Below are 23,318 nucleotides of genomic sequence, written 5' to 3'. Positions count from 1 at the left end.
GTGGGGTCGGGCAACAGCCAGGTATTCGGGCCAGGCCAGGTCTGATCCAGCCAGGTCTGCTGCTCAGCTGCTAAGCCCTTCAACAAAGGCGCAATCTGCGCCTGTGAAGCGGCGACGAGAATCAAACCCTTGTGTACAGGACGCCGCTTAAGTCTAAGCAGCCGCATCACGGCGGATTGGTCATAAGGATCGCAACCCAGCCCCCAAACAGCTTCAGTAGGTAGGCGATCACCCCTCCGGATTGCATTACACGCACAGTCTGTTGTAACTGCCAGGAATTCATAGATACACGCTACTATTTATTTGTCAGCTTATTAGTCAGCTACAAAGCTAAATACAGCTGGCGGTGAATCAGGTAATAATGCCGCAACCTGATTGACCCTTTGTAGCAGGGTTTCCATATCAGCCGCAACCAGATTAACATGGCCCAACTTTCGCCCGGCACGCTCTGATTTACCATAGAGGTGCAAATGCGCCCCTTCCACGGCCAAAATAGCAGCAGCATCACCCATACAACCGATAATATTGATCATACAGGTAGGCGCTATCGCCTGGGTCGAACCTAGCGGCAGCCCCTGGACAGCTCTCAGATGATTTTCAAACTGGCTGGTAATCGCACCATTTTGTGTCCAATGCCCCGAGTTATGCACACGGGGAGCCATCTCATTAGCCAGCAGCGTACCATCCGCTTGCTGAAACAGCTCCAGCGTCAGTACACCGACATAATCCAATGCATCTAATAGCTTGTGAATATAGTCTTCAGCCTGACGCTGCACGGCGTCACTCAGGTCAGGCAAAGGAGCGACTGAATAGCGCAGTATGCCATCTGCGTGGTTATTTTCCGCCAGCGGGTAGAACACCACCTCACCTTGCTGACCACGTACAGCAATGATCGATACTTCGCGAACAAAGGTGACGAAAGCCTCAACAATCAGACGTGCATGACCTATTTGCGCCCAGGCTTCATTCGCTTGAGCCGGGTCACGCAACACGGCCTGACCCTTACCGTCATAGCCTTCCGTAATCGACTTGGCCACGACGGCAGGCGCTCCTGCCTGCATCAACTCAGCACAGGCTTGCGCCAATTGTTCCGCTGAGCTGACCAGACGATAGTCAGCAACAGGGATAGATAACTGATCAAACAGCGCCTTCTCCGCCTCACGGTTCTGACACACTCGTAGCGCTTCGACGCCCGGATAAAGCGGCTTTTGCTGGGCCACTTGCTGTACCAGCGCCAAGGGCAGATGCTCAAATTCATAGGTGACCAGGTCAACCTGCGAAAGAAATTCGTCCAGTTTTTCGCCCGAACTGTCACTCAGCGTTGTACCTATATCGGCACTCGGACTACCGGTGGTATCAAAAAAAGCAAAACGATTGCCGAGCGGATAACCGGATAACGCCAACATCTGACCTAACTGTCCGGCACCAAGGACACCTATTCGCATGGATTTATTCACCTTTGTTCAACCTCTGGGATCAGGATTATCCATAACAGTCCGGGTCTGTTCATCCCGGAAGTTTTGCAAAGCACTCCTGACAGACACATCCTGCAATGCCACTATCTGAGCGGCGAGAATACCCGCATTGGTTGCCCCGGCTTTACCTATTGCCAGGGTACCTACAGGCACACCACCGGGCATCTGTACTATAGATAACAATGAGTCCATGCCACTGAGCGCCTTTGACTCAACCGGCACGCCCAACACTGGCAGAGCCGTCTGGGATGCCACCATACCAGGCAGATGGGCGGCCCCACCAGCGCCGGCTATGATGACCTGCAAACCTCTGTCGGCGGCACTCTTGGCATAGTCAAACAGCAGGTCAGGTGTACGGTGCGCCGAAACCACCCGTGTCTCATAGGCAACACCGAGCTTTTCCAGCATATTCACGGCATGCTCCATGGTCGGCCAGTCTGACCGGGAACCCATAATTACCCCAACTTTTGGCTGCATTGTCTAAATCCTGTAGCGCAACAAGGCACCGGAAAGGCACTTGTAAAAAATGAAAGCCCAGCAGGATACCCTTAAACGCTGGACGGGAAAAGTGAAACAGATTCATTTATTGTCAGGCAAAAGCACTATAGCGGTTGCCTACTAGCGCTATTTTACCGGCAAGTTCCAACTTTATCAGCTGTTGTTGTAATTCGCTCACAGTTAACCCGGTTTCAGAACGCAATGCATCTAATGTCCAGGACTCTTGTCGTAACAATGCCAACAGCGACTGTAGTTCCGGTGCAACAGGGTCAGGCAGCGGATTTACGACCATATCTACCGATGTACCATCCAAAAATCCCAGCAGGGGGGCCAGGGGTTCGCAAATATGCGCAGCCGTTTCCACCAGCACAGCCCCTTCACGTATCAATGCATGACAGCCCCTGGCCAAAGGATTGCTCAGTGCACCAGGCAAGGCAAATACTTCACGCCCTTGCTCCATGGCTAAACGGGCTGTAATCAAAGAGCCGCTTCGCAAAGCCGCTTCGACCACCAGCGTACCGACGCTCAAGCCACTAATAATGCGGTTTCGTCTTGGAAAATGTTCTGGACGAGGCCTGGTTCCCGGTGGAAACTCCGAAACTAACGCGCCGCCCTGTGCCAGAATAGCGTCAGCCAAACGGGTATTGCCGCGCGGATAGATAAGCTCCGGGCTGCTACCCAGAACCGCCAACGTCGGTCTTGCTGCATTGAGCGCCCCCTGATGAGCGGCAGCATCCACACCCTGCGCAAGACCGCTGGTAATAATGAAACCAGCACTAGCCAAAGAGCACGCAAGCTGCAGTGCCGACTGTAAACCACCAGGTGAAGGCTTGCGACTACCAACAACGGCAAGTTGCGGACAGACTAATAGCTTCACATCACCCCGTAGCCAGAGAACTGCTGGCGGATCATGGATCTGACGTAGTAAAGGAGGGTAGCCAGGGCAGTCGTAGCTGATGACCTGTAGATCAAGAGACTCAGCCATTCTGAGCAACTGATCAGCATGTTGAAAAAGCTTTACGGAGGAATTACGTGTGAAAAAATGCCGGGTATCTGCACGCAGTCGTACAGTATCCGGCAATTGCTGAGATAGAATATCAGCCGGTGTATAGCCTGCCGCTGTCAGTTGAGCCAAAGTGGCCGGACCCAGCCCGGGCACCTGACTGACAGCGATCCAGTCCCTTGGATCGCAGCGCATAAAAAACTCCTGTCAGTTGGGGTTGCGAATCTCATCCCCAACAGAAATGACATTGGTTGCTCGCATGATCAAAGCATAACTCACCTTATCGAATGACTTGAATACCATCAATATACCCGCATGTTCCGAGGGCAATTGCACTGTATCGTTAGCCACAGGGTCGCGTATCACTTCACCGGTGCGGTAGATTGAAAACACATGTCCTGGCTCGATCTGCTCCCGCTGACCGACATTCAACACCACCGCATCATACTGCCCGGCACTGGAAACACCTTTGAGCAATCCGATAATAAAACCTTCCTGGCCGTTTGGCGCTGGCTTTGGATAGAAGACAGACTGAATGCGAGTTTCTTCAGTTGGTAACACCCGGTAAGTTGCACGCACTTCTTCATTGGAGCTCTTCAAATCCAATGTAATAATATCTTCTTGCACCGCTGAAATAGCAGCGTCTGCGACCTTAAACAGCTCGTATCCCAGAAACTCGCCTGTGACTGGATCGATATACTCACGAGCGGGACGGTACACCGCCTGATTACGATCATTACGCAGCAACTCCCCACGTGCATAGGCTCTGTCGCCTGCGCCAGTGATCAGCCGACGATTATCACCGCCAACCACGTAAGGCGCCTGCTGCAGCAGATCGTCCTGAACCACCAGATTATCACTAATGAAGCTGTTTATATCACGGAGCGGAATGGCTGGTATGGCCTGTTCCAGCGGCATGTCGCGAACCTGAGGCTCAAGCGACCATCGCCAGGGCGCAAGCCAAGCCTTGGCTGCCCATCTACCCAGGTCAGGTATATAACATCGCCAGGGTAAATCAGATGGGGGTTATCAATCTGCGGATTCACCCCCCAGATTTCCGGCCAGCGCCAAGGCCGGTTGAGAAAATGCCCGGAAATATCCCAGAGGGTATCACCCTTGATAACGACATACTCTGTTGGATGATTCTGTTTCAGCTGTAACTGATCTTGGCTGGCCTGAGCTGCAGCCACGCTGGTGAAAAGCAGGCCTGCTGTCAGCAGCCCACATAGCAGTTTTTTCATATCCGCTTCCCTTTGATCAGATACCATCACCACTTCCAACCTCCGATTTTTCGGGAATTAAAAGCACTTCCAGGCATCATAACAATGCATTCAGTTTAGTATTCAGTATAATAGGCCTAATAGATTAAAACGTCACCTATCTTGCTATTCTAGCCTCTTAATATGATGCAGACCTATGTCCAAGCTCAATATTCTTGAATTTCCTGATCCACGTTTACGCACAATTGCGGAACCAGTCACCATCGTCGACGACGAGATTATTCAACTTATCGATGATATGTTTGAAACCATGTACGCTGCCAACGGCATAGGCCTGGCAGCAACACAAGTCAATGTTCACAAGCAGGTGGTGGTTATGGACTTATCTGAAGATGAGTCTGAGCCGTTAGTGTTAATTAATCCAAGCTTCAGCGTTATCCAGAAAGAGCTGGATGAGATGCAAGAAGGTTGTCTATCTGTGCCCGGGTTTTATGAAACCGTGACCCGGCCAAAGCACATCAAAGTGGAATTTTTGGGTCGCGATGGCAAGCCACAGAGTTTTGAAGCGGAAGGCCTGTTGGCTGTCTGCATTCAACACGAACTGGATCATCTTAATGGCAAGCTGTTTGTTGACTACCTATCCAAACTGAAGCGCAGCCGTATCCGTAGCAAACTGGAAAAACAACACAAACTCGATCAGCAGCCTCAACACTGATCATAGGTAACCGGAGCCCTGTGCATGAAGTCGCCGCTACGTATTGTTTTTGCCGGCACGCCGGAGTTTGCAGCCAGTAGCCTGGCCGCATTACTGCAGCACTCACATCATATTGTTGGTGTTTACACCCAACCAGACAGACCCGCTGGACGCGGTCGCAAGCTGATGCAAAGTCCGGTCAAGCAATTGGCACTACAGCACCACCTGCCGGTTTATCAGCCACAAAACTTTAAATCTGAACAGGACATTGCTGAACTTGCGGCCCTTCAACCTGACCTGATGATCGTTGCCGCGTATGGCTTGCTGCTGCCACAAAGCGTACTGAGTCTGCCCCCTCTGGGGTGTATTAATGTCCATGCGTCACTCTTGCCACGCTGGCGCGGTGCGGCGCCGATTCACCGAGCACTATTGGCTGGCGATCAACAAACCGGCATCACTATCATGCAAATGGACGCAGGGTTGGATACAGGTGCAATGCTATATAAACGCACGACTGAGATTCAGCCAGATGACACGGCTGGTAGTCTTCATGATCGCCTGGCGATGCTCGGAGCCGATACACTGATAGACAGCCTGGTTGCACTTACCCAAGGTCAACTCAGCGCTGCAAAGCAAGATGACGGCCTGGCCTGCTATGCCGCCAAGCTACTCAAGGAAGAGGGGCGTATTGACTGGTCTGCATCAGCCACACAATTGGCATTGCAGGTTCGTGGACTCAACCCCTGGCCCGTTGCTTTCTGTCAACTTGAAGACGAAACCTTACGTATATGGCAGGCTGAAGCAGATACAACTGTGGTAACGGCTAACCCACCAGGTACTCTGATTGCCATTCATCGGGACAGCCTTGAGGTTGCCACCGGTCAGGGCGTATTAAAGCTTACTAACATTCAATTACCCGGCAAACGGGCTCAGCCAGTCAGTGCCTTACTGAATGGCCAGCACCCGTTTACTATCGGCATGAGGTTTTCCTAGTGGCTGTTGATGTACGTCTGGTCGCCACTCGACTGCTCGAAGGATTACTGAGCCAACAGGGCTCCTTAGCTTCATTACTACCCAATGCTCAAGCACAGGTCAGCGAGCGCGATACAGCCCTGCTGCAACAACTGTGTTATGGCTGTACCCGCGAGTTCTTCCGTCTCGACGCCCTGGCACAACACCTGCTTAAAAAACCCTTTCAGTCCAAAGATTATGATCTATATGCTGTACTGCTACTGGGCTTATATCAGTTGCGTGAAATGCGTATACCTGAACACGCGGTTGTGCATGAAACCGTTGAGTTAACACGGCTACTGAATAAAGACTGGGCCAAAGGATTGATCAATGCCGTGCTGCGACGCTACCAACGTGAAGCTATCACCCTTGACCAGACCCTCTCACAGCACTCTGATGCCTACCACTGGAATCACCCACAGTGGATGCTGGACAAACTACAGCACAACTGGCCAGATCAGTGGCAATCTATTCTGGTTCAAAATGATATAAAAGGGCCCTTGTCACTCAGAGTTAATAAGCACTTACTATCCAGGGATGACTATCTAGACAAGCTACAACAGGAAGGTATTAGTGCTAAAGCCGGGAGTATGTGCGAACAAGCTATTATTCTGGATGAAGCCATGGATGTTCACCATCTTCCAGGCTTTGACCAAGGCTGGTGCAGCGTTCAGGACGAAGCGGCACAACTCAGTGGCTACCTGCTCGATGCCAAAGCTGATGAGCATATACTTGATGCGTGTGCGGCACCCGGAGGTAAACTGGGGCAGTTGCTGGAACTCCTGCCGGACAGCGCATGCGTTACCGCATTGGAACTCAGCGAGGCGCGCTCTCAACGCATTCGCGATAATCTGCAACGCCTGAACTTCAGTCACCGCTGTCAACTCATTAACGGCGATGCCGCTTCAAATAGCTGGTGGGATGGCAGTTTATATGACCGCATTCTCCTAGACGCACCTTGTAGCGGCAGTGGTGTTATCCGCCGCAATCCGGATATCAAGTTATTGCGCCAGAATGAAGACCTGCTAAAGCTGGCCAGCCTGCAAATGAGCATTCTGACTAACCTTTGGAGTCTGCTCAAACCGGGTGGCACACTACTCTATGCCACCTGCTCAGTATTTCCGCAGGAAAATGAGCGTATTATTGAACGCTTCTGTAAACAACAAGCGGACGCACTATTTCAGCCTCTGGCGTTGCCCTGGGGTATAGCATGCCCGATGGGGCTGCAGTTTTTCCCGAAACTACACAGCCATGATGGCTTTTTCTATGCCAAACTGATCAAGTCGACCGACAGCGGACAGAGTGGATTATGAACATAATCATCTTAGGGGCAGGGCAAGTAGGCGGCACACTGGCAGAAAACCTCGCCAGCGAAGCCAATGACATCACCATCATTGATACTGATGCCGCCAGATTACGTGAACTGGCCGATCGGCTGGATATACGCACATTGGATGGGCCAGCCTCCAATCCTTCGATGCTTGCCTTAGCCGGTGCACGTGATGCCGATATGCTGATTGCCGTGACTAATTCTGATGAGGTCAATATGATTGCCTGTCAGGTCGCACATACGATATTCAATATTCCCACCAAAATTGCCCGCATTCGTGAACATGACTACCTCTATAATAACAGAGCATTGTTTGGCTCAAAGGCCATGCCGGTTGATGTATTAATCAGCCCGGAAGAGTCCGTTACCCGCCACATCAAAAAAATGATTCAGCATCCTGGCGCATTACAGGTGCTGGATTTCGCAGAAGGTAAAGCGCAATTAGTTGCGGTACGTGCCTATTATGGCGGTCCGCTCGTTGGCCGGGAAATTTCTACCTGCGTGCACACATGCCTAATGTTGATACGCGAGTTGCCGCTATTTTTCGTCAGGACCGCCCTATAATTCCAAAGGGCGACACCATTATCGAGGCGGATGATGAGGTGTTTTTTATAGCGGCACAACGCGATATCCGTTCAGTCATGAGTGAGCTCAGGCGCCTGGATAAGCCCTATCGCCGCATTATTATTGCTGGAGGAGGGAATATTGGCGCCAGGCTGGCTGAAACCCTCGAGCAGAGCTTTCAAGTCAAAATCATTGAACGCTCCTTGCCACGCTGCCAACTATTGGCCAAAAAGCTTAATAACACCATCGTGCTACATGGCAGCGCTTCTGACCGTGATCTATTGATTGAAGAGAACATTGCAGACACCGATGTATTCTGTGCGCTGACCAATGATGACGAGGCCAACATCATGGCGTCGATGCTGGCAAAACGCCAGGGTGCACGTACGGTTATGACGCTGATCAACAATCCGGCTTACATAGACCTGGTACAGGGTGGGGTGATCGATATTGCCATTTCGCCACAACAAACCACCATTGGCTCCTTGTTAACTCATATCCGTCGCGGTGATGTGGTTGCAGTACACTCCTTACGACGTGGTGCAGCTGAGGCTATGGAGGCGATAGCACATGGTGATCGCAACTCATCCAAAGTTGTTGGACGCGCTATTGAAGACATCAATTTACCTCAAGGCACCACTATCGGCGCCATCATCCGTAACGACAAAGTATTAATCGCCCATGACGATATCGTGGTAGAAAATAATGACCACGTGATACTTTTTCTGGTTGATAAACGCCGGATTCCTGAAGTTGAGCGCCTGTTTCAGGTTGGCCTGACTTTCTTCTGAGGTTGCCATTATGCATTATCAGCTGACACTACGCGTACTGGGAATTCTTCTGATGCTGTTCAGTCTGGCTCAGCTTCCCCCGTCGCTGTGTCAATTTACTTTGTCGATGGCGCACACCAGGCTTTTATCTCAGCATTTTTTTATTCTGTTGGCCTGTGGCTTCTTATTATGGGTGCCTTTCTATCGCGTAAAAGGTGAGCTGCGTATCCGTGATGGCTTCCTGATCACGGTATTATTCTGGACAGTATTAGGCATATTCGGTGCCATACCGCTTTACCTGTCCCCAGAGCCTGATATGACGCTGGTGGATGCTGTATTTGAGTCAATTTCAGGGCTATCAACAACCGGGGCCACAGTGATTACCGGCCTGGATTACCTGCCTAAATCTATTCTCTATTACCGACAACAACTTCAATGGCTTGGTGGCATGGGTATCATCGTTCTTGCGGTGGCTATTCTGCCGATGCTGGGTATCGGGGGAATGCAGTTATTTCGTGCTGAAATCCCGGGACCAGTTAAAGACACTAAACTTACACCACGTATTACTGAAACAGCCAAAGCCCTATGGATCATCTACGCCATATTAACCATCTTCTGTGCCCTGGCATATTGGCTTGCTGGCATGACTCCCTTTGATGCGATATGCCATAGTTTTTCAACCGTTGCGCTGGGTGGGTTTTCAACCTATGACGCCAGCTTTGGGGCCTTTAACAGCCCAACAATTGAGCTTATTGGTATTTTCTTCATGGTTCTGTGCGGCATGAACTTTGCGCTGCATTTCTTTGCCTGGCGGCAACGCAGCCTGCTTCACTATTTTGGCGATTCTGAAGTACGCTTCTTTCTCAGCATACTCCTCTTGACCTTCATTATTACCTTTGCCGTGCTTCTTATTCACGAAACCTACCAACCCATCTATTCATTACGCAATGCGGCGTTTATGTCTGTGTCCATAGCAACGACGGCCGGCTTTTCTACAGGCAACTTTGCTTACTGGCCTGTTATGCTGCCGTTTATGTTATTTGTTACTGCCTTCGTAGGTGGCTGTGTCGGGTCAACTGGCGGCGGCATGAAAGTGATCCGTATCCTGCTAATCCTGAAACAGGGCTATAGGGAGTTACAACGCTTGGTTCATCCCAATGCTATATTTCCGGTTAAATTGGGACGACGCACGATTCCTGACAAGGTGCTTCAAGCTGTCTGGGGATTTTTCTCGGTTTACCTACTGATTTTATCATCATGATGATAGCGCTGATGGGTACAGGTCTGGATCAGGTCACGGCCTGGTCAGCCATAGGTGCAACCATAACCAACCTGGGTCCAGGTCTGGGTGATGTAGCCAACCATTATGGCGATATAAACAGTACCGCCAAGTGGATACTGTGCTTTTCAATGCTACTGGGGCGGCTCGAAGTCTTCACCCTGCTGGTTCTCTTTACCCCGGTATTCTGGCGCCGCTGATCAGTATACTCGTGCACCGCCTTCTGGGCGCGAATTAAAGCGTTTGTATTCCCACTGATACTGCGCTGGTAATTCACGCACGCAACGCTCTACAGAGCGGTTCATGGCCTCTGTGGCCAACTGGGCATCCTTGAGTGAAACATCGGCTTCGGCTTCACTGAAGTAAATTTCAAACCCGGCTGCGTTATCCAACCGCTTGGCATAGCCACAAATTACTTTAGCACCTGTCTGTGCAGCCAACTGCGGCAGCAGCGTCATAGTCAGGGCAGGGGTGCCAAAAAAGTCTGCAAACACACCGCTTCCCACATCGGGTTCCTGGTCCGGAAGTATGCCCACCATCTCGCTGCGTTTGAGCGCTTTCATCACTTTACGCACGCCCTGTACATTGGCTGGGGCCATATCCGTGCCTAGCCGTGCACGCATACGCTTGATCAGGTTGTCCAGCTGCTTCTGACGCGGGGGTTTGTACATAGCCGTAAAGGTATAACGGTTAGACAGATAGAGATTTAGCACCTCCCAGTTACCCAAATGTGGTGCCATCAAAATCACCCCCTTGCCAGCAGCAATGCCGTCGGTAATCAACGCTTCATTATGTACAGCATGGATGGTTTTCAATGTGCGTTTAACTGGCCATAACCAGGACATTCCCATTTCTGCAATGGACTGCCCGGTCTGTTCAAGGCTTTGCTGAATAATGATTTCACGCTGATCTTCTGACAGTTCCGGATAGCAGCTAGTTAGATTCGCACGGGTAGTGCGGTATATACGGCTGGTATCGCCCTGACGAAAAAAGTAGCGTCCCATGCGCTTTCCCAATCCTTGTGCCCACCGCAGTGGCAGCAAAGCAGTAAGACCCAAAGCCACAATGGCTAATATGCCTTTAATCTTTTTCATTCCAACCCCAGCATAATTTTCACTTATTATACCCATGAAGGCTCAAGACCTAGCAAGTTTCTCTGATGGAGTCACGCCCTATCGGCCTTGTTCATGTATAATTACGGGTTTATTTCGATCCCATTAACATAAGGTGATTCACGTGACTGACAAGGCTACTACAGACGTTAGCACATTTCAGGGTCTGATCCTCGCCCTGCAGCAGTATTGGGGCGACCAGGGTTGCGTTATCGTTCAGCCCCTTGATCTTGAGGTCGGGGCAGGGACCTTTCACCCTGCAACATTTTTACGCTCTATTGGCCCAGAGTCCTGGCGTTCGGCCTATGTACAGCCAAGTCGCCGCCCCACAGATGGCCGCTATGGAGAGAACCCCAACCGCCTGCAGCATTATTATCAATTTCAGGTAGTACTCAAACCATCACCGCCAAATCTGCAAGAGCTTTTTCTTGGCTCATTCAAGCATGTTGGTATTGATCCGTTGGTACATGATATCCGCTTTGTCGAAGATAACTGGGAGTCGCCCACACTGGGTGCCTGGGGGCTTGGCTGGGAGATATGGCTCAATGGTATGGAGGTGACTCAGTTCACCTATTTCCAACAGGCCGGTGGACTTGAGTGTTACCCGGTTACTGGTGAACTTACCTACGGGCTTGAGCGCATAGCCATGTACCTCCAGGGTGTCGACAGTGTCTACGACCTGGTCTGGGCCAAGCAACCTGACGGCAGCGTGGTGACCTACGGCGATGTGTTCCATCAGAATGAAGTCGAGATGTCGACCTATAATTTTGAACATGCCGACGTACCTACACTGTTTAGTAATTTTGATCATTATGAGCGCGAATGTAATAAGCTACTTGAAGCTTCACTGCCGCTACCCGCTTATGAAATGGTTCTGAAAGCTTCGCATACATTCAATCTGCTTGACTCACGCCATGCCATCTCAGTTACTGAACGTCAGCGCTTTATTCTTAGAGTAAGAACACTGGCTCGCCTGGTTGCTCATGCCTATTTCGACAAGCGCAAAGCCCTGGGCTTTCCACTTGCCCCGGAAGGCATTCGCCAGGAAGTTTTAGCCGCCAGCGAGGAGAAACACTAATGTCTGCACAGGATTTTCTGGTAGAGATCGGCACCGAAGAACTACCACCAACCTCCTTAAAAGCACTTGCCAGCGCATTTCTGAGTGGCATAGAGTCTGGGCTGCAACAGGCCGGTTTAACCTATACAAACGCCTGCTATTTTGCAGCTCCACGGCGTCTGGCTGTACAGATAACAGCTTTAGCTGAACGCCAGCCGGATCGTGAATTTGAAAAACGCGGACCTGCTACTCAAGCCCCGGCCAAGGCCGTTGAAGGCTTTGCCCGCTCGTGCGGCGTCACGGTTGATGAGCTGATTCAAACTGAAGTAGGTAAGGGGAGCTACTTTGTTCACCGCGGTATAGAGACAGGCAAATCATCTGAGGAACTCCTCCCCGCTATAGTGTCTGAATCGCTTAATCAGTTACCTATTCCAAAACGCATGCGCTGGGGTAGTAGCCGTACTGAGTTTGTCCGTCCCGTGCACTGGCTGGTAATGCTGTTGGGCGAAAGCGTCATCCCCTGTGAAATTCTAGGCCTCACGTCCGGTCGGAAAACCCGTGGTCACCGCTTCCATTATCCGCATGACATTGAGCTTTTATCTCCAGGTGATTACCAGCCTAAGCTACTATCACCCGGCAAGGTGATTGTTGATTTCGCTCAGCGCATGGAAAAAATTCGACAACAAGTATTGGCAGAAGCACAGAAAGTAAATGCAGAAGTCGTGATCGATGAAGACCTTCTTGAAGAAGTTTGTGCCCTTAATGAGTGGCCAGTAGCACTAACTGGTCGCTTTGAAGAGCGTTTTCTGGAGGTACCCTCTGAGGCATTGATCTCATCAATGAAGAGCAATCAGAAATACTTTCATCTAATTGATCAGCAGGGCAAGCTGCTACCTTACTTTATCACTGTGGCCAATATAGAATCGCTGGACCCTGCACAGATCATTTCAGGTAACGAGAAGGTAATTCGTCCACGTCTTGCTGATGCCGCCTTTTTCTTTGAGCAGGACCGCCAATCCCCCCTGGCTTCGCGTATTGATAAACTTAAAAGCATCGTTTTCCAACATGATCTGGGCACGCTGCATGACAAAACAGTGCGGGTCAGCAAGTTAGCAGGCAGCATTGCCCGCCTGATTGGTGGTAACACGGATTATGCCGAGCGTGCAGCAGCGCTGTCCAAATGCGACCTGATGACCGATATGGTTTTTGAGTTCACCGAGCTGCAAGGCTTAATGGGCTACTACTATGCGCGTCATGACGGCGAGGTTGACGAGGTTGCACTGGCGCTCAATGAACAGTACATGCCTCGTTTTTCTGGTGATGAACTCCCCACCACCAAAACCGGCATGGCCTTAGCGCTTGCGGATCGCATAGATACCATCACCGGTCTTTTTGCGATTAACCAACCACCCACCGGATCCAAAGATCCCTTTGCACTGCGTCGGCAGTCATTGGGTATTCTACGTATTATTATTGACCACCAGTTAGATTTAGACTTGGCGCAGCTGGTGCAACTCGCGGCATCAAACTATACAGATCTTCCCGGTAGTGCCGATGTAACTGAACGTGTTATTGATTTTATGCTGGAGCGCCTGCGGGCCTGGTATGAAGAGAAGGGCGTCTCTGTATCCGTTTACCAAGCGGTGCATGCACTTAGACCTACACGACCTCTCGATTTCAACAAGCGTGTTATTGCGGTGTCGGATTTTGCTCAACTACCTGAGGCTCAAGATCTTGCCGCAGCCAATAAGCGTGTTGCCAACATACTAGCCAAACAGTCTACAGCTGATGCGCCAAGTGTTGTTGACGCAAGCCTTCTGACTGAAGATGCCGAAAAAGAACTGGCGAATGCTGTTGCAACATTAACTGCACAAACCCGACCGCTATTTGCTCAGGGCCGGTATCCGGAAGCCATGACATTACTTGCAGCATTAAATCCGCAGGTAAACCGCTTTTTTGATGAGGTGATGGTTATGGCTGACGATGATGCCACAAGGCACAATCGCCTGGCATTACTTGCGCAACTTCGCGGGCTATTCCTTGGCACAGCGGATATCTCATTATTGTAATTGCAGACTTTCTTAATGCCCTTAAAAACCCTGCTAGCAGGGTTTTTTATTGCCCGAATGTTTCACGTGGAACACCGGTCCTACGCATCAAGGTATCCATAGAGTATCGCTTTATGGACACCGCCCATACAGAGTAGTTTTGTATTTACCATATATACAATTGTGCAGACAGCATATGCACTGCAATGTTTCACGTGAAACACCTCTCCTAGACGTCCATGCCAGCAGAATATAGCCTCAAGGATGGGGTCTATGCAGAAAACACAGGAGCAGCTTTCTGCCCGTACGTCCTGTACATGCACCGCTCCTGCGCATCCATGCGCACGCGGCAGGGCCTGCCCCACGATCAGAGCGAGTGTTTTGGGCATACCGTACATCCTGTACATAAAAAAGGAGGCCTAAGCCTCCTGGTGTTTATAGATGCTAGAAATCAATCACACATCAAGATTAGAAACATTCAGTGCATTCAACTCAATAAATGCCCTGCGCGGCTCAACATCGTCACCCATCAGGGTAGAGAAGAGTTTGTCAGCACCAATCACATCATCGATGTTAACCTGCAGCATACGACGCGCATCAGGATCCATAGTGGTTTCCCATAACTGATCCGGGTTCATCTCACCCAAACCTTTATAACGTTGCACGTTATTACCACGACGTGAAATATCCAGAAGCCAGGTAATGCCATCGCCAAGGTTACGCAATGGATAGACGCGTTCACCGCGCTGCAAATAGGCACCGTCTTCAAGCAGATCTTGCAACTCTTCACCTAGTTCAGCGATGGATTGATAATCACGCGAACGGAAGAAATCCTGATCAAAGCGATAGGTAACGTCATTACCATGCTGCGTAAACATAACCACCGGAATAAATTGACTGTGCTCTCGATCTTCAACAACAGAGCAGCTGTACCAGGCAGAAGAGGAACTGACATGATCGGAAAGATAGCTAGACAACAAATCAACCCAGGCTGCCACAGCTTCTCTATCGTATAGAGTTTCAACATCCAGTTTTTTCAGATACATCAATTGACCGAGGACTGAGCGCGGATAAACACGGCTGATACGGTCGATGAGTGACTCTACATGACGATAACGTGAGATGAGCTTTTCCAGTGCTTCACCGGAAATTGCTGGCGCATCAGCAGACGGAAACAGCTGTGTGCCATCCAGCGCACCCTGTAACAAGTACTGCTCTAAGGCAGGCTCATCTTTGAGGTACTGCTCTTGCTTGCCCTTACGCACTTTATACAGAGGTGGCTGAGCAATATAGATGTGGCCACGTTCAATCAACTCAGGCATTTGCCGATAGAAGAAAGTCAGCAGCAGGGTACGGATGTGCGAACCATCCACGTCGGCATCGGTCATGATGATAATGGAATGGTAACGTAGCTTATCCGGATTAAACTCATCACGACCAATACCACAACCCAATGCCGTAATCAGGGTGCCCACCTCAGCAGAGGTCAGCATCTTATCAAAGCGGGCTTTTTCAACGTTAAGGATTTTACCCTTAAGCGGCAAGATAGCCTGGGTACGACGATCACGACCCTGCTTGGCCGAACCACCCGCAGAATCACCCTCTACCAGGTAAATTTCAGACAGTGCGGGATCTTTTTCCTGACAATCGGCTAACTTACCTGGTAGACCGGCAACATCCAGCGCACCTTTACGGCGCGTCATCTCACGCGCTTTACGCGCCGCTTCACGCGCACGCGCCGCATCGATCATCTTGGAGACAATCGCCTTGGCGTCCTGAGGGTTCTCCAATAGATAATCCGACAGGTTTTGAGCCATCAGCTGTTCAACCGCCAATTTAACTTCAGAGGAAACCAGCTTATCTTTGGTCTGAGAAGAGAATTTTGGATCTGGAACTTTAACAGAAATGATGGCATTCAGACCCTCACGAGAGTCATCACCCGTCGTAGCAACTTTACCATTTTTATTCAGTTGTTCATTATCTATATAGCCATTCAGGCAGCGGGTGAGAGACGCACGAAAACCAGAAAGGTGGGTACCTCCATCGCGCTGGGGAATATTATTGGCAAAGCAATGAATGCTTTCCTGGTAACTATCATTCCACTGCATAGCCACTTCAACACCGACACCATTTTCATGCATGGCGTTAAAATGGAAAATCGAGTTAACCGTGGTTTTACTCTGATTCAGGTAGGCAACAAAGGAAGCCAAACCACCTTCATATTCAAAAACCTCTTCACGTCCCGCACGCTCATCTTTAAGGCGGATACGCACACCAGAGTTAAGGAAGGAGAGTTCACGCAAGCGCTTCGCCAACAGATCAAAATGGAAATGGATATTGGTGAAGGTTTCTTCAGATGGCTTGAAACGCACAATGGTACCGGTCGAGTCGGTTTCACCCACTATTTTCAGCGGAGCAACAGGAACACCATGACGGTAGACCTGTTCATGAACTTTACCATCTCGACGAATGGTAAGAGTCAGCTCACTGGAAAGAGCATTAACGACCGATACACCCACACCATGTAAACCACCGGAAACCTTGTAGGTGTTGTCATCGAACTTACCGCCGGCATGTAACACCGTCATGATCACTTCGGCCGCCGAAACACCTTCTTCTTCATGAATATCAGTAGGAACACCACGACCATTATCAAAAACTGTGACGCTTTCATCCGGATGGATAATAACCGCAACTTCCGTGCAATAGCCGGCCAGCGCTTCGTCAATACCGTTATCTACAAGCTCAAACACCATATGATGCAGACCACTGCCATCATCGGTGTCACCTATGTACATACCAGGACGTTTTCTGACGGCATCGAGTCCTTTTAGAACCTTGATACTCGATGAATCATAACTATGGTTTTCACCACTCATTTTACACTCCTAGCGTCACCGGCTAAGTAAGTGGCCGGCATCCAGATGAAAGAGCGCCAGATCCGTATCCGGCGACCAAAATTCAGTTAATGTGTCTGGCTCGACACAAGTGATGAAGCATTGATCCTGGCTGCGCTCAAGAAATTGGCAAAACAGCCTGGCATGCGGTTCATCCAGTTCAGAAGGCAGGTCATCGATCAGATAGATACAGGGCCTGTCAGCTTTTTGCCGAAACAACTGCCCCTGCGCCAGGCGCAATGCACTGACGACCAATTTCTTCTGACCCCGTGAGAGGCGGTCTGCTGCATTGACTCCACCACAACGAAAGCGCAAATCAGCACGTTGCGGTCCGGACAGCGTAAACCCTTGAGCGGCTTCTCTGGGAAATTGATCAGCCAAAACAGCCATCAACTCCCGCTTACTATCCCAGCCAGAGTGAAACTTAAGCTCAACTTCGACATCACCCAAGAGCACCGACAGAATGCGCTTGAACTCCGGTAACAACGCAGCAATATAGGCTTGCCGATGCTGAGTCAACAGCTCACCGTAGCTAACAAACTCACGATCCCAGACCTGCATCTGGAACCTGTCGATTTTACCATATTTCAATAAAGAATTTCTTTGTTTCAATGCACGCCTGAAACCCCGCCACAAGGTTATAAACGCAGGATCAGCATGAAAGCCACCCCAATCAATAAACTGCCGCCTAACCGAAGGCGAGCCGTCTAAAAGCTCAAAGGTACCACTATAAAGAACCTGTACGGGTAAAAGACTGGCAAGCTCAGCTGAATCCAGTGAACGCCCATCGAAACGTACCCTTACATCTCCGTCCAGTGTACGCTCTACACCAAGAGCTAGAGGGTGTGTGGATGAGGATGACTCAACGCGGGAAAAAACCAAGGCTGATTGTTCACCCTGTGATACCAGATGACGTAGCTCGGTAGTGCGGAAAGAACGGGTTGTGGATAAAAAATGAATCGCTTCCAGAATACTGGTTTTACCACTGCCATTCTGACCCGAGATAATATTGATCCGCGACGCCGGGGAAAAAACCGGAGTCTGAAGATTTCGAATTCTGGAAATCTGTAGTTCAGTGATAGGCATAAAGTAAAAGCAGGAGAGAGCCTAGCTCTCTCCGACCCGATTACATACGCATCGGCATGACGACATAGACCGCGTCATTTTCATCGTAGCCCTGCACTAATGCACTGGAATTGGCATCTGAAAGAATTAGACGCACGACATCGGAATTGAGAATGGACAGGACGTCCAGTAGATAGTTAACGTTAAAACCTATCTCCAGGTCCTGGCCTTCATAATCGATCGCCAGGGTCTCCTCAGCTTCTTCCTGCTCCGGATTGTTAGCAGTGACCTTCAACAGGCCATTTGACAGATTCAGACGCACGCCACGGTATTTTTCATTAGACAGTATGGCAATACGGGTAAATACCTGACGTAGCTCCTGACGGTCTCCCAGCAACACCTTATCACCATTGCGTGGTATAACCCGATTGTAATCAGGAAACTTGCCATCGACCAGCTTAGAGGTGAAGGTGAAGTCTCCAACCACGGCACGAATATGGCTTGAACCAATAACCAGCGTGACCGGTGCATCTCCACCCTGTAACAAACGTGCCAGTTCAAGAATACCTTTACGCGGCACAATGATCTGGTGATCAAGACCCGCTTCAGCATCTACCGGCGTCAGGCAGGTTGCCAGGCGGTGCCCATCAGTCGACACAGCGCGCAGACTCGCGTCACGCACCTCCATTAGCATACCATTCAGATAGTAACGCACATCCTGCTGCGCCATAGAGAAACCGGTTTTCTCAATCAACTGGCGTAAAGCAGACTGCGGTAAGGAGATCGTCATCGCTTCCGGGCTATCTTCCACATTGGGAAAATCAGCCGCAGGCAAAGTTGCCAATGAGAAGCGGCTGCGACCAGCCTTGATACGCGCTTTTTCGTCAGTCACACTGATCTCAACAAACGCATCATCTGAAAGTGATTTGCAAATATCCATTAACTTGCGGGCAGGCACAGTAATTGAGCCTGACTCAGACAGCTCTTGTAATGGAATCCTTGCTACCAGTTCGACTTCAAGATCAGTACCGGTCAGGGACAGCATGCCGTCCTCAGCAACCAGAAGAATATTAGAGAGTACCGGCATGGTCTGACGGCGTTCAACTACACCAGCCACCAACTGCAGGGGTCTGATCAGTGCTTCTCTGGAAATGACGAATCTCATGGCTTCATTCCTTGGTCAGGATCTGAGCGCTACGCCGTCAGATGACGCAGCAGGTTTTTATAATCTTCACTAATGTCGTTGTTGCTTTCGCGAAGCTCCTTAATTTTACGACACGCATGAAGAACCGTCGTATGATCTCGACCACCAAATGCGCTGCCAATTTCCGGCAAGCTATGGTTAGTCAGTTCCTTCGATAATGACATAGCCATCTGCCGTGGTCGAGCAATAGAACGACTGCGGCGCTTCGAGAGGAGATCATTGATCTTAATTTTATAGTAATCTGCGACAACTCGCTGAATATTATCAATACTTACCTGCTTATCCTGCAAGGCAAGCAGATCTTTCAGCGACTCTTTAATAAAAGGTGTATTGATCTCACTACCCGTGAAGTGAGCATTCGCTATCACTCGCTTTAGCGCACCCTCGAGTTCACGTACGTTGGAACGAATTTTCTGCGCCAGAAAGAAAGCGGAGTCATCGGGCAACTGGATGCGCGCTTCTTCGGCTTTTTTCATCAAAATGGCCACACGGGTTTCCAGTTCTGGCGGCTCAATCGGAACCGTTAGTCCCCAGCCAAAACGTGACTTCAGGCGCTCTTCAACGCCGGATATTTCTTTAGGATAGCGATCACTGGTCAAAATTAACTGCTGACCGCCTTCCAACAAGGCATTAAAGGTATGGAAAAACTCCTCCTGGGAGCGCTCCTTCCCCGCAAAAAACTGAATATCATCAATCAGCAAGGCATCAACAGAACGGTAGTAGCGCTTGAAATCATTGATGGCATTCAACTGCAACGCTTTAACCATATCGGCGACAAAGCGCTCTGAGTGCAGATAGACAATACGCGCATTAGGATTACGCTTAAGCATTTCGCAGCCTACCGCATGCATCAAATGCGTTTTACCCAGACCCACACCACCATAGATAAACAGGGGGTTGTAACCACCACCGGGGTTATCCGCTACCTGCTGGGCCGCTGCAAGAGCCAACTGGTTAGATTTACCCTGTACAAAAGCCTGAAAGGTAAACGCAGGATTCAGATTCGACTGATGCTTCACCCCTCCTTCGATATCTACCTTGCGTGATGCACGCCTGCGTGGCTCATCTACCGCGACAGATTGTTGCTCTCTGCGAGTGTCCTGTTGTGGTAACGGATTAGATTCAACCTCTAAGGCCGGCAAATAATTAGCCTCAGCCGTTTCAGGCTCCTCAGCAGGTACACCAGGTCGAATATCGGGTTGCAAGCGCAGAGACCGTTCAGGCTGAGACTGGGTAGCAGGAGGGGTTCGGGCCGTCAAAAAACCGCTATCACCATTTGCCGCCATCGGCTTAGCCATAATATCGATACTAACATCGGCACTGAGATTACCGCTGACATTTACAAATGTTTGACGAATGTGATTCAGATACTTGTCGGTAACCCAGTCTTTAACAAAGCGATTCGGTGCCGTTAGGATCAAACGATCAGCTGTACAATCAGCCAGACGCAGCGGACGTATCCATGTATTGAACTGCTGCGACGGGAACTCCTCCCTGAGACCGGATAAACACCGCTCCCATAACGCTTCTGACATGCACTAACCCCGGGCCGATTCTTCTTGCTGATAACTGAGTGGAATAGCAGCCATTCTATCCTTTTTAGAAGGAGTTATCCACAACCCGGCCAGCACAGCCAATAGTGATAAATTAGCAAAAAAACCAGAAAAGGTTTGCAAGCCAAAGCACCTGCAACTATAATTTCGCGTCTGATTTTTACATACATCGTGGATACTTGCCACGCACGCACCACAAACGTAAGCAGGACTGGGCAATGAAAAGAACATTTCAACCAAGCGTACTGAAACGCGCTCGTACGCACGGTTTCCGTGCACGCATGGCAACCAAAAACGGTAGTCAGGTACTGAACCGTCGTCGTGCCAAAGGTCGCAAAAGACTTGCTGTTTAAGCAGTCTTAGCCGCTACCGACTGAATGGCCGAATTCGGATACCCCCGGGCATCAAGACTTTTGACGCCCGGGGACTTCAAACGTGTATTCGACAGAGCCAGTTTTAAAGTCTCTGACCCCTCTCTGTTGATTCTCGCTCGAACAAACGAACTTGGTCACCCCCGACTCGGTTTTGTTATTTCCAAAAAAAATGTCCGTCGGGCTGTCAAACGTAGTCACATTCGACGTATCATTCGCGAATCTTTTCGTTTACGTCAGCACCAACTGCCGAGCGTTGATATAATTATTCTCGCTCGCAAGGGTCTAGATACCCTTGACAGCAGCCAACTGCGCACTCTGATTGAGCGTAGCTGGACGCGGCTGGAACGAAAATCTTCTAACGCCCAAAAAGACAACTGATGGTTTATCCCGATGGATGTACAGCGAGTCATATTACTTTCCGCACTGGCCCTGATTACCTACTTGGGCTTTCTACAGTGGAACCAGGATTATAATCAACCGACCTCTGCACCTCAGGAGGTCGTAAACCCTGCCGTGATCAATGGCGGTACTATTTCTAACAGAACTGGCTCTAACAGTCCTGGCTCTGACCTTCCCGGCAGTGCTCCGACGGCTGACGACATTCCGGCTGCTACTGATGACGCAGTAGCTGTCACCGGTCTTCAGCAAGAACAGCAAGAAGTGTCATCCAGCGACCTGGTTCGTGTTCAGACAGATGTATTTGATCTGGTTATCGACAGTCGCGGTGGTGATATCATCTATGCGGCCTTACTGGATCATAAAGATCGAATTACAGCCGATGATCCCTTTGTCCTTCTGGAAAAGAATGCCAAGCGTACCTATGTAGCTCAAAGCGGGCTGGTAGGTCGTGATGGACCAGATGCCAGTCCGGAAGGCCGCCCAGTTTTCCAGTCAGCGTCCAGTAGCTATTCACTGGATGACAATGAATTACTCTCGGTAGATCTGAAATACACCACGGAAGCGGGTGTTAACATCATCAAACGCTTTTCTTTCGAGCGCGGCAGCTACCGTATTGGCCTGGACTACCTGATTGATAATCAGAGTAATTCCCCCTTCCTCTCAACTCTATTTGGTCAACTGAAACGGGATCAGAGTGCTGACCCGACCAGTGGCACATCAGTTGGTATGCAATCCTACCTGGGTGCCGTTTTCTCTACTGATGAAAACAAGTACGAGAAAGTGACATTCAAGGATATGGATAAAGACAACTACAAACAGACCAGTCAAGATGGCTGGGTAGCGTTCAGTCAGCATTATTTTGTCAGTGCCTGGGTGCCCAAGCCTGGTGAAACGCACACCTATCAAACCCGTAAGGTCAATGATGAATTTATCGCTGGCTTTCTGTCGCCAGCTGTTGAAGTCCTCCCTGGCAGCACGGCAGAACTCAGCGCCAATCTGTTTGTTGGGCCCAAAGACCAGGAACAGCTGGAAGCCACGGCACCTAACCTGAAACTCACGGTAGATTACGGCTGGCTCTGGTGGATCGCTTATCCACTCTATTGGCTGCTGACCACTATCCAGAGCTTTGTGGGTAACTGGGGCCTGGCTATTATCGGCATTACTATTACTGTAAAAGCGGCCTTGTTCCAGCTTAATGCCAAAGCCTTCCGCTCCATGGCAAAAATGCGCAAATTTGGTCCGGAAATGATGCGCATGAAAGAGCTCTATGGTGATGACCGCCAGAAGATGTCTCAGGAGATGATGAAGCTCTACAAAAAAGAAAAGATCAATCCCCTGGGCGGCTGCTTGCCCATCGTAGCGCAGATGCCAGTGTTCATTGCACTTTACTGGTACTGATGGAGTCGGTTGAGCTGCGTCACGCGCCGTTCTTCCTGTACATTCAGGACTTGTCAGTGATGGATCCCTATTTCATCCTGCCGATTCTGATGGGCATCACTATGTTCCTGCAGCAGAAGCTTAACCCGACACCGCCAGATCCAATGCAGGCGAAGATCATGAAAATGCTACCGATCATTTTCACCTTCTTCTTCCTGTGGTTCCCGGCAGGCCTGGTACTTTACTGGCTGGTAAACAACATTCTATCGATCGCACAGCAGTGGTATATCACCCGCCAGATTGAAAAAGAAGGCACCTGATAGCTCACTTGCAGTAGATAAAAAGACTCCTTCAGGAGTCTTTTTTCGTTATAGTGACGCACAACACC

General features: G+C 50.0%; 18 protein-coding genes and 3 pseudogenes. 10 read left to right on the top strand and 11 right to left on the bottom strand.

Going from position 1 to position 23,318, the window contains the following annotated elements:
• The 6 genes from LH51_RS22385 to LH51_RS22380 form a co-directional block, all read right to left on the bottom strand.
• A partial coding sequence (locus tag LH51_RS22385) for a Sua5/YciO/YrdC/YwlC family protein (protein ID WP_235263594.1) occupies positions 1–167 on the bottom strand: 167 nt, incomplete at its 3' end.
• 147 nt (positions 168–314) lie between these two features.
• Entirely contained in the window at positions 315–1,445 is a 1,131-nt protein-coding gene (locus LH51_RS07260; RefSeq protein ID WP_036521051.1) for a 5-(carboxyamino)imidazole ribonucleotide synthase, read from the bottom strand.
• Between the two features lie 18 nt (positions 1,446–1,463).
• Entirely contained in the window at positions 1,464–1,952 is a 489-nt protein-coding gene (purE, locus tag LH51_RS07255; protein ID WP_036521049.1) for a 5-(carboxyamino)imidazole ribonucleotide mutase, read from the bottom strand.
• A 112-nt stretch (positions 1,953–2,064) separates the two neighbouring features.
• A complete protein-coding gene (gene dprA, locus LH51_RS07250) occupies positions 2,065–3,171 on the bottom strand; it encodes a DNA-processing protein DprA (protein WP_036521047.1) in 1,107 nt (368 codons plus the stop codon).
• 12 nt (positions 3,172–3,183) lie between these two features.
• Positions 3,184–3,894 carry a hypothetical protein gene (locus LH51_RS07245; protein ID WP_235263592.1) on the bottom strand — a complete coding sequence of 237 codons (711 nt, stop codon included), beginning with the start codon at positions 3,892–3,894 and terminating at the stop codon, positions 3,184–3,186.
• Entirely contained in the window at positions 3,849–4,217 is a 369-nt protein-coding gene (locus LH51_RS22380) for a LysM peptidoglycan-binding domain-containing protein (protein ID WP_235263591.1), read from the bottom strand. The genes LH51_RS07245 and LH51_RS22380 overlap by 46 nt, the downstream gene beginning before the upstream one ends.
• 175 nt (positions 4,218–4,392) lie before the next feature.
• Here LH51_RS22380 and def point away from each other — a divergent pair, with 175 nt between their 5' ends.
• The 5 genes and pseudogenes from def (at position 4,393) to LH51_RS07220 (ending at position 10,044) form a co-directional block, all read left to right on the top strand.
• Positions 4,393–4,911 carry a peptide deformylase gene (def, locus tag LH51_RS07240; protein ID WP_036521044.1) on the top strand — a complete coding sequence of 173 codons (519 nt, stop codon included), beginning with the start codon at positions 4,393–4,395 and terminating at the stop codon, positions 4,909–4,911.
• Positions 4,912–4,935: 24 nt separating this feature from the next.
• Positions 4,936–5,883 carry a methionyl-tRNA formyltransferase gene (fmt, locus tag LH51_RS07235; RefSeq protein WP_036521041.1) on the top strand — a complete coding sequence of 316 codons (948 nt, stop codon included), beginning with the start codon at positions 4,936–4,938 and terminating at the stop codon, positions 5,881–5,883.
• The gene (gene rsmB, locus LH51_RS07230) at positions 5,883–7,214 is read left to right on the top strand and encodes a 16S rRNA (cytosine(967)-C(5))-methyltransferase RsmB (protein ID WP_036521038.1); all 1,332 of its coding nucleotides are present in this window, start codon (positions 5,883–5,885) and stop codon (positions 7,212–7,214) included. Before fmt ends, rsmB begins: the two co-directional genes overlap by 1 nt.
• Positions 7,211–8,586: pseudogene (gene trkA, locus LH51_RS07225) on the top strand (Trk system potassium transporter TrkA). Before rsmB ends, trkA begins: the two are co-directional and overlap by 4 nt.
• A 10-nt stretch (positions 8,587–8,596) precedes the next feature.
• A pseudogene (locus tag LH51_RS07220) lies at positions 8,597–10,044 on the top strand (TrkH family potassium uptake protein).
• Here LH51_RS07220 and LH51_RS07215 read toward each other — a convergent pair.
• Positions 10,045–10,938 carry a lysophospholipid acyltransferase family protein gene (locus LH51_RS07215; RefSeq protein WP_036521035.1) on the bottom strand — a complete coding sequence of 298 codons (894 nt, stop codon included), beginning with the start codon at positions 10,936–10,938 and terminating at the stop codon, positions 10,045–10,047.
• A 142-nt stretch (positions 10,939–11,080) separates the two neighbouring features.
• Here LH51_RS07215 and glyQ point away from each other — a divergent pair, with 142 nt between their 5' ends.
• The gene (gene glyQ, locus LH51_RS07210) at positions 11,081–12,034 is read left to right on the top strand and encodes a glycine--tRNA ligase subunit alpha (protein WP_052063550.1); all 954 of its coding nucleotides are present in this window, start codon (positions 11,081–11,083) and stop codon (positions 12,032–12,034) included.
• Positions 12,034–14,082, top strand: a complete 2,049-nt coding sequence (gene glyS, locus LH51_RS07205; RefSeq protein WP_036521029.1) for a glycine--tRNA ligase subunit beta — start codon at positions 12,034–12,036, stop codon at positions 14,080–14,082. The genes glyQ and glyS overlap by 1 nt, the downstream gene beginning before the upstream one ends.
• Positions 14,083–14,516: 434 nt before the next feature.
• Here glyS and gyrB read toward each other — a convergent pair whose 3' ends face one another.
• Genes gyrB through dnaA form a run of 4 tightly spaced genes read right to left on the bottom strand, consistent with a single transcriptional unit; the run spans position 14,517 to position 20,762 of the window.
• Positions 14,517–16,940 carry a DNA topoisomerase (ATP-hydrolyzing) subunit B gene (gene gyrB, locus LH51_RS07195; protein WP_036521024.1) on the bottom strand — a complete coding sequence of 808 codons (2,424 nt, stop codon included), beginning with the start codon at positions 16,938–16,940 and terminating at the stop codon, positions 14,517–14,519.
• 15 nt (positions 16,941–16,955) lie between these two features.
• Positions 16,956–18,044 (bottom strand): DNA replication/repair protein RecF, encoded by a 1,089-nt coding sequence (gene recF / locus LH51_RS07190; protein ID WP_036521022.1) that lies wholly within the window; start codon positions 18,042–18,044, stop codon positions 16,956–16,958.
• A 40-nt stretch (positions 18,045–18,084) separates the two neighbouring features.
• The gene (gene dnaN / locus LH51_RS07185) at positions 18,085–19,188 is read right to left on the bottom strand and encodes a DNA polymerase III subunit beta (protein ID WP_036521020.1); all 1,104 of its coding nucleotides are present in this window, start codon (positions 19,186–19,188) and stop codon (positions 18,085–18,087) included.
• A 29-nt stretch (positions 19,189–19,217) separates the two neighbouring features.
• Positions 19,218–20,762, bottom strand: coding sequence for a chromosomal replication initiator protein DnaA (gene dnaA / locus LH51_RS07180; protein WP_036521018.1), 1,545 nt, complete (start codon positions 20,760–20,762; stop codon positions 19,218–19,220).
• A gap of 236 nt (positions 20,763–20,998) precedes the next feature.
• Here dnaA and rpmH point away from each other — a divergent pair, with 236 nt between their 5' ends.
• From rpmH to yidC, 3 genes and pseudogenes are all read left to right on the top strand, one after another.
• Positions 20,999–21,133 carry a 50S ribosomal protein L34 gene (gene rpmH, locus LH51_RS07175; RefSeq protein ID WP_036521017.1) on the top strand — a complete coding sequence of 45 codons (135 nt, stop codon included), beginning with the start codon at positions 20,999–21,001 and terminating at the stop codon, positions 21,131–21,133.
• Between the two features lie 24 nt (positions 21,134–21,157).
• Entirely contained in the window at positions 21,158–21,532 is a 375-nt protein-coding gene (gene rnpA / locus LH51_RS19945) for a ribonuclease P protein component (protein WP_081960718.1), read from the top strand.
• 12 nt (positions 21,533–21,544) lie between these two features.
• A pseudogene (gene yidC / locus LH51_RS07170) lies at positions 21,545–23,250 on the top strand (membrane protein insertase YidC).
• Positions 23,251–23,318 lie beyond the last annotated feature (68 nt).

The organism is Nitrincola sp. A-D6, assembly GCF_000764495.1.
Taxonomy (GTDB): Bacteria; Pseudomonadota; Gammaproteobacteria; order Pseudomonadales; family Balneatricaceae; genus Nitrincola.
This window is presented reverse-complemented; position numbering and strand designations above follow the sequence as displayed.

Coding starts and splice junctions, on each gene's coding strand:
- glyS (WP_036521029.1), top strand. CDS start 12,034: ATGTCTGCACAGGATTTTCTGGTAGAGATCGGCACCGAAGAACTACCA.
- gyrB (WP_036521024.1), bottom strand. CDS start 16,940: ATGAGTGGTGAAAACCATAGTTATGATTCATCGAGTATCAAGGTTCTA.
- LH51_RS22380 (WP_235263591.1), bottom strand. CDS start 4,217: ATGAAAAAACTGCTATGTGGGCTGCTGACAGCAGGCCTGCTTTTCACC.
- def (WP_036521044.1), top strand. CDS start 4,393: ATGTCCAAGCTCAATATTCTTGAATTTCCTGATCCACGTTTACGCACA.
- fmt (WP_036521041.1), top strand. CDS start 4,936: ATGAAGTCGCCGCTACGTATTGTTTTTGCCGGCACGCCGGAGTTTGCA.
- LH51_RS07260 (WP_036521051.1), bottom strand. CDS start 1,445: ATGCGAATAGGTGTCCTTGGTGCCGGACAGTTAGGTCAGATGTTGGCG.
- dnaA (WP_036521018.1), bottom strand. CDS start 20,762: ATGTCAGAAGCGTTATGGGAGCGGTGTTTATCCGGTCTCAGGGAGGAG.
- purE (WP_036521049.1), bottom strand. CDS start 1,952: ATGCAGCCAAAAGTTGGGGTAATTATGGGTTCCCGGTCAGACTGGCCG.
- dnaN (WP_036521020.1), bottom strand. CDS start 19,188: ATGAGATTCGTCATTTCCAGAGAAGCACTGATCAGACCCCTGCAGTTG.
- rnpA (WP_081960718.1), top strand. CDS start 21,158: ATGGCCGAATTCGGATACCCCCGGGCATCAAGACTTTTGACGCCCGGG.
- recF (WP_036521022.1), bottom strand. CDS start 18,044: ATGCCTATCACTGAACTACAGATTTCCAGAATTCGAAATCTTCAGACT.
- LH51_RS07215 (WP_036521035.1), bottom strand. CDS start 10,938: ATGAAAAAGATTAAAGGCATATTAGCCATTGTGGCTTTGGGTCTTACT.
- LH51_RS07245 (WP_235263592.1), bottom strand. CDS start 3,894: ATGCCGCTGGAACAGGCCATACCAGCCATTCCGCTCCGTGATATAAAC.
- dprA (WP_036521047.1), bottom strand. CDS start 3,171: ATGCGCTGCGATCCAAGGGACTGGATCGCTGTCAGTCAGGTGCCCGGG.
- rpmH (WP_036521017.1), top strand. CDS start 20,999: ATGAAAAGAACATTTCAACCAAGCGTACTGAAACGCGCTCGTACGCAC.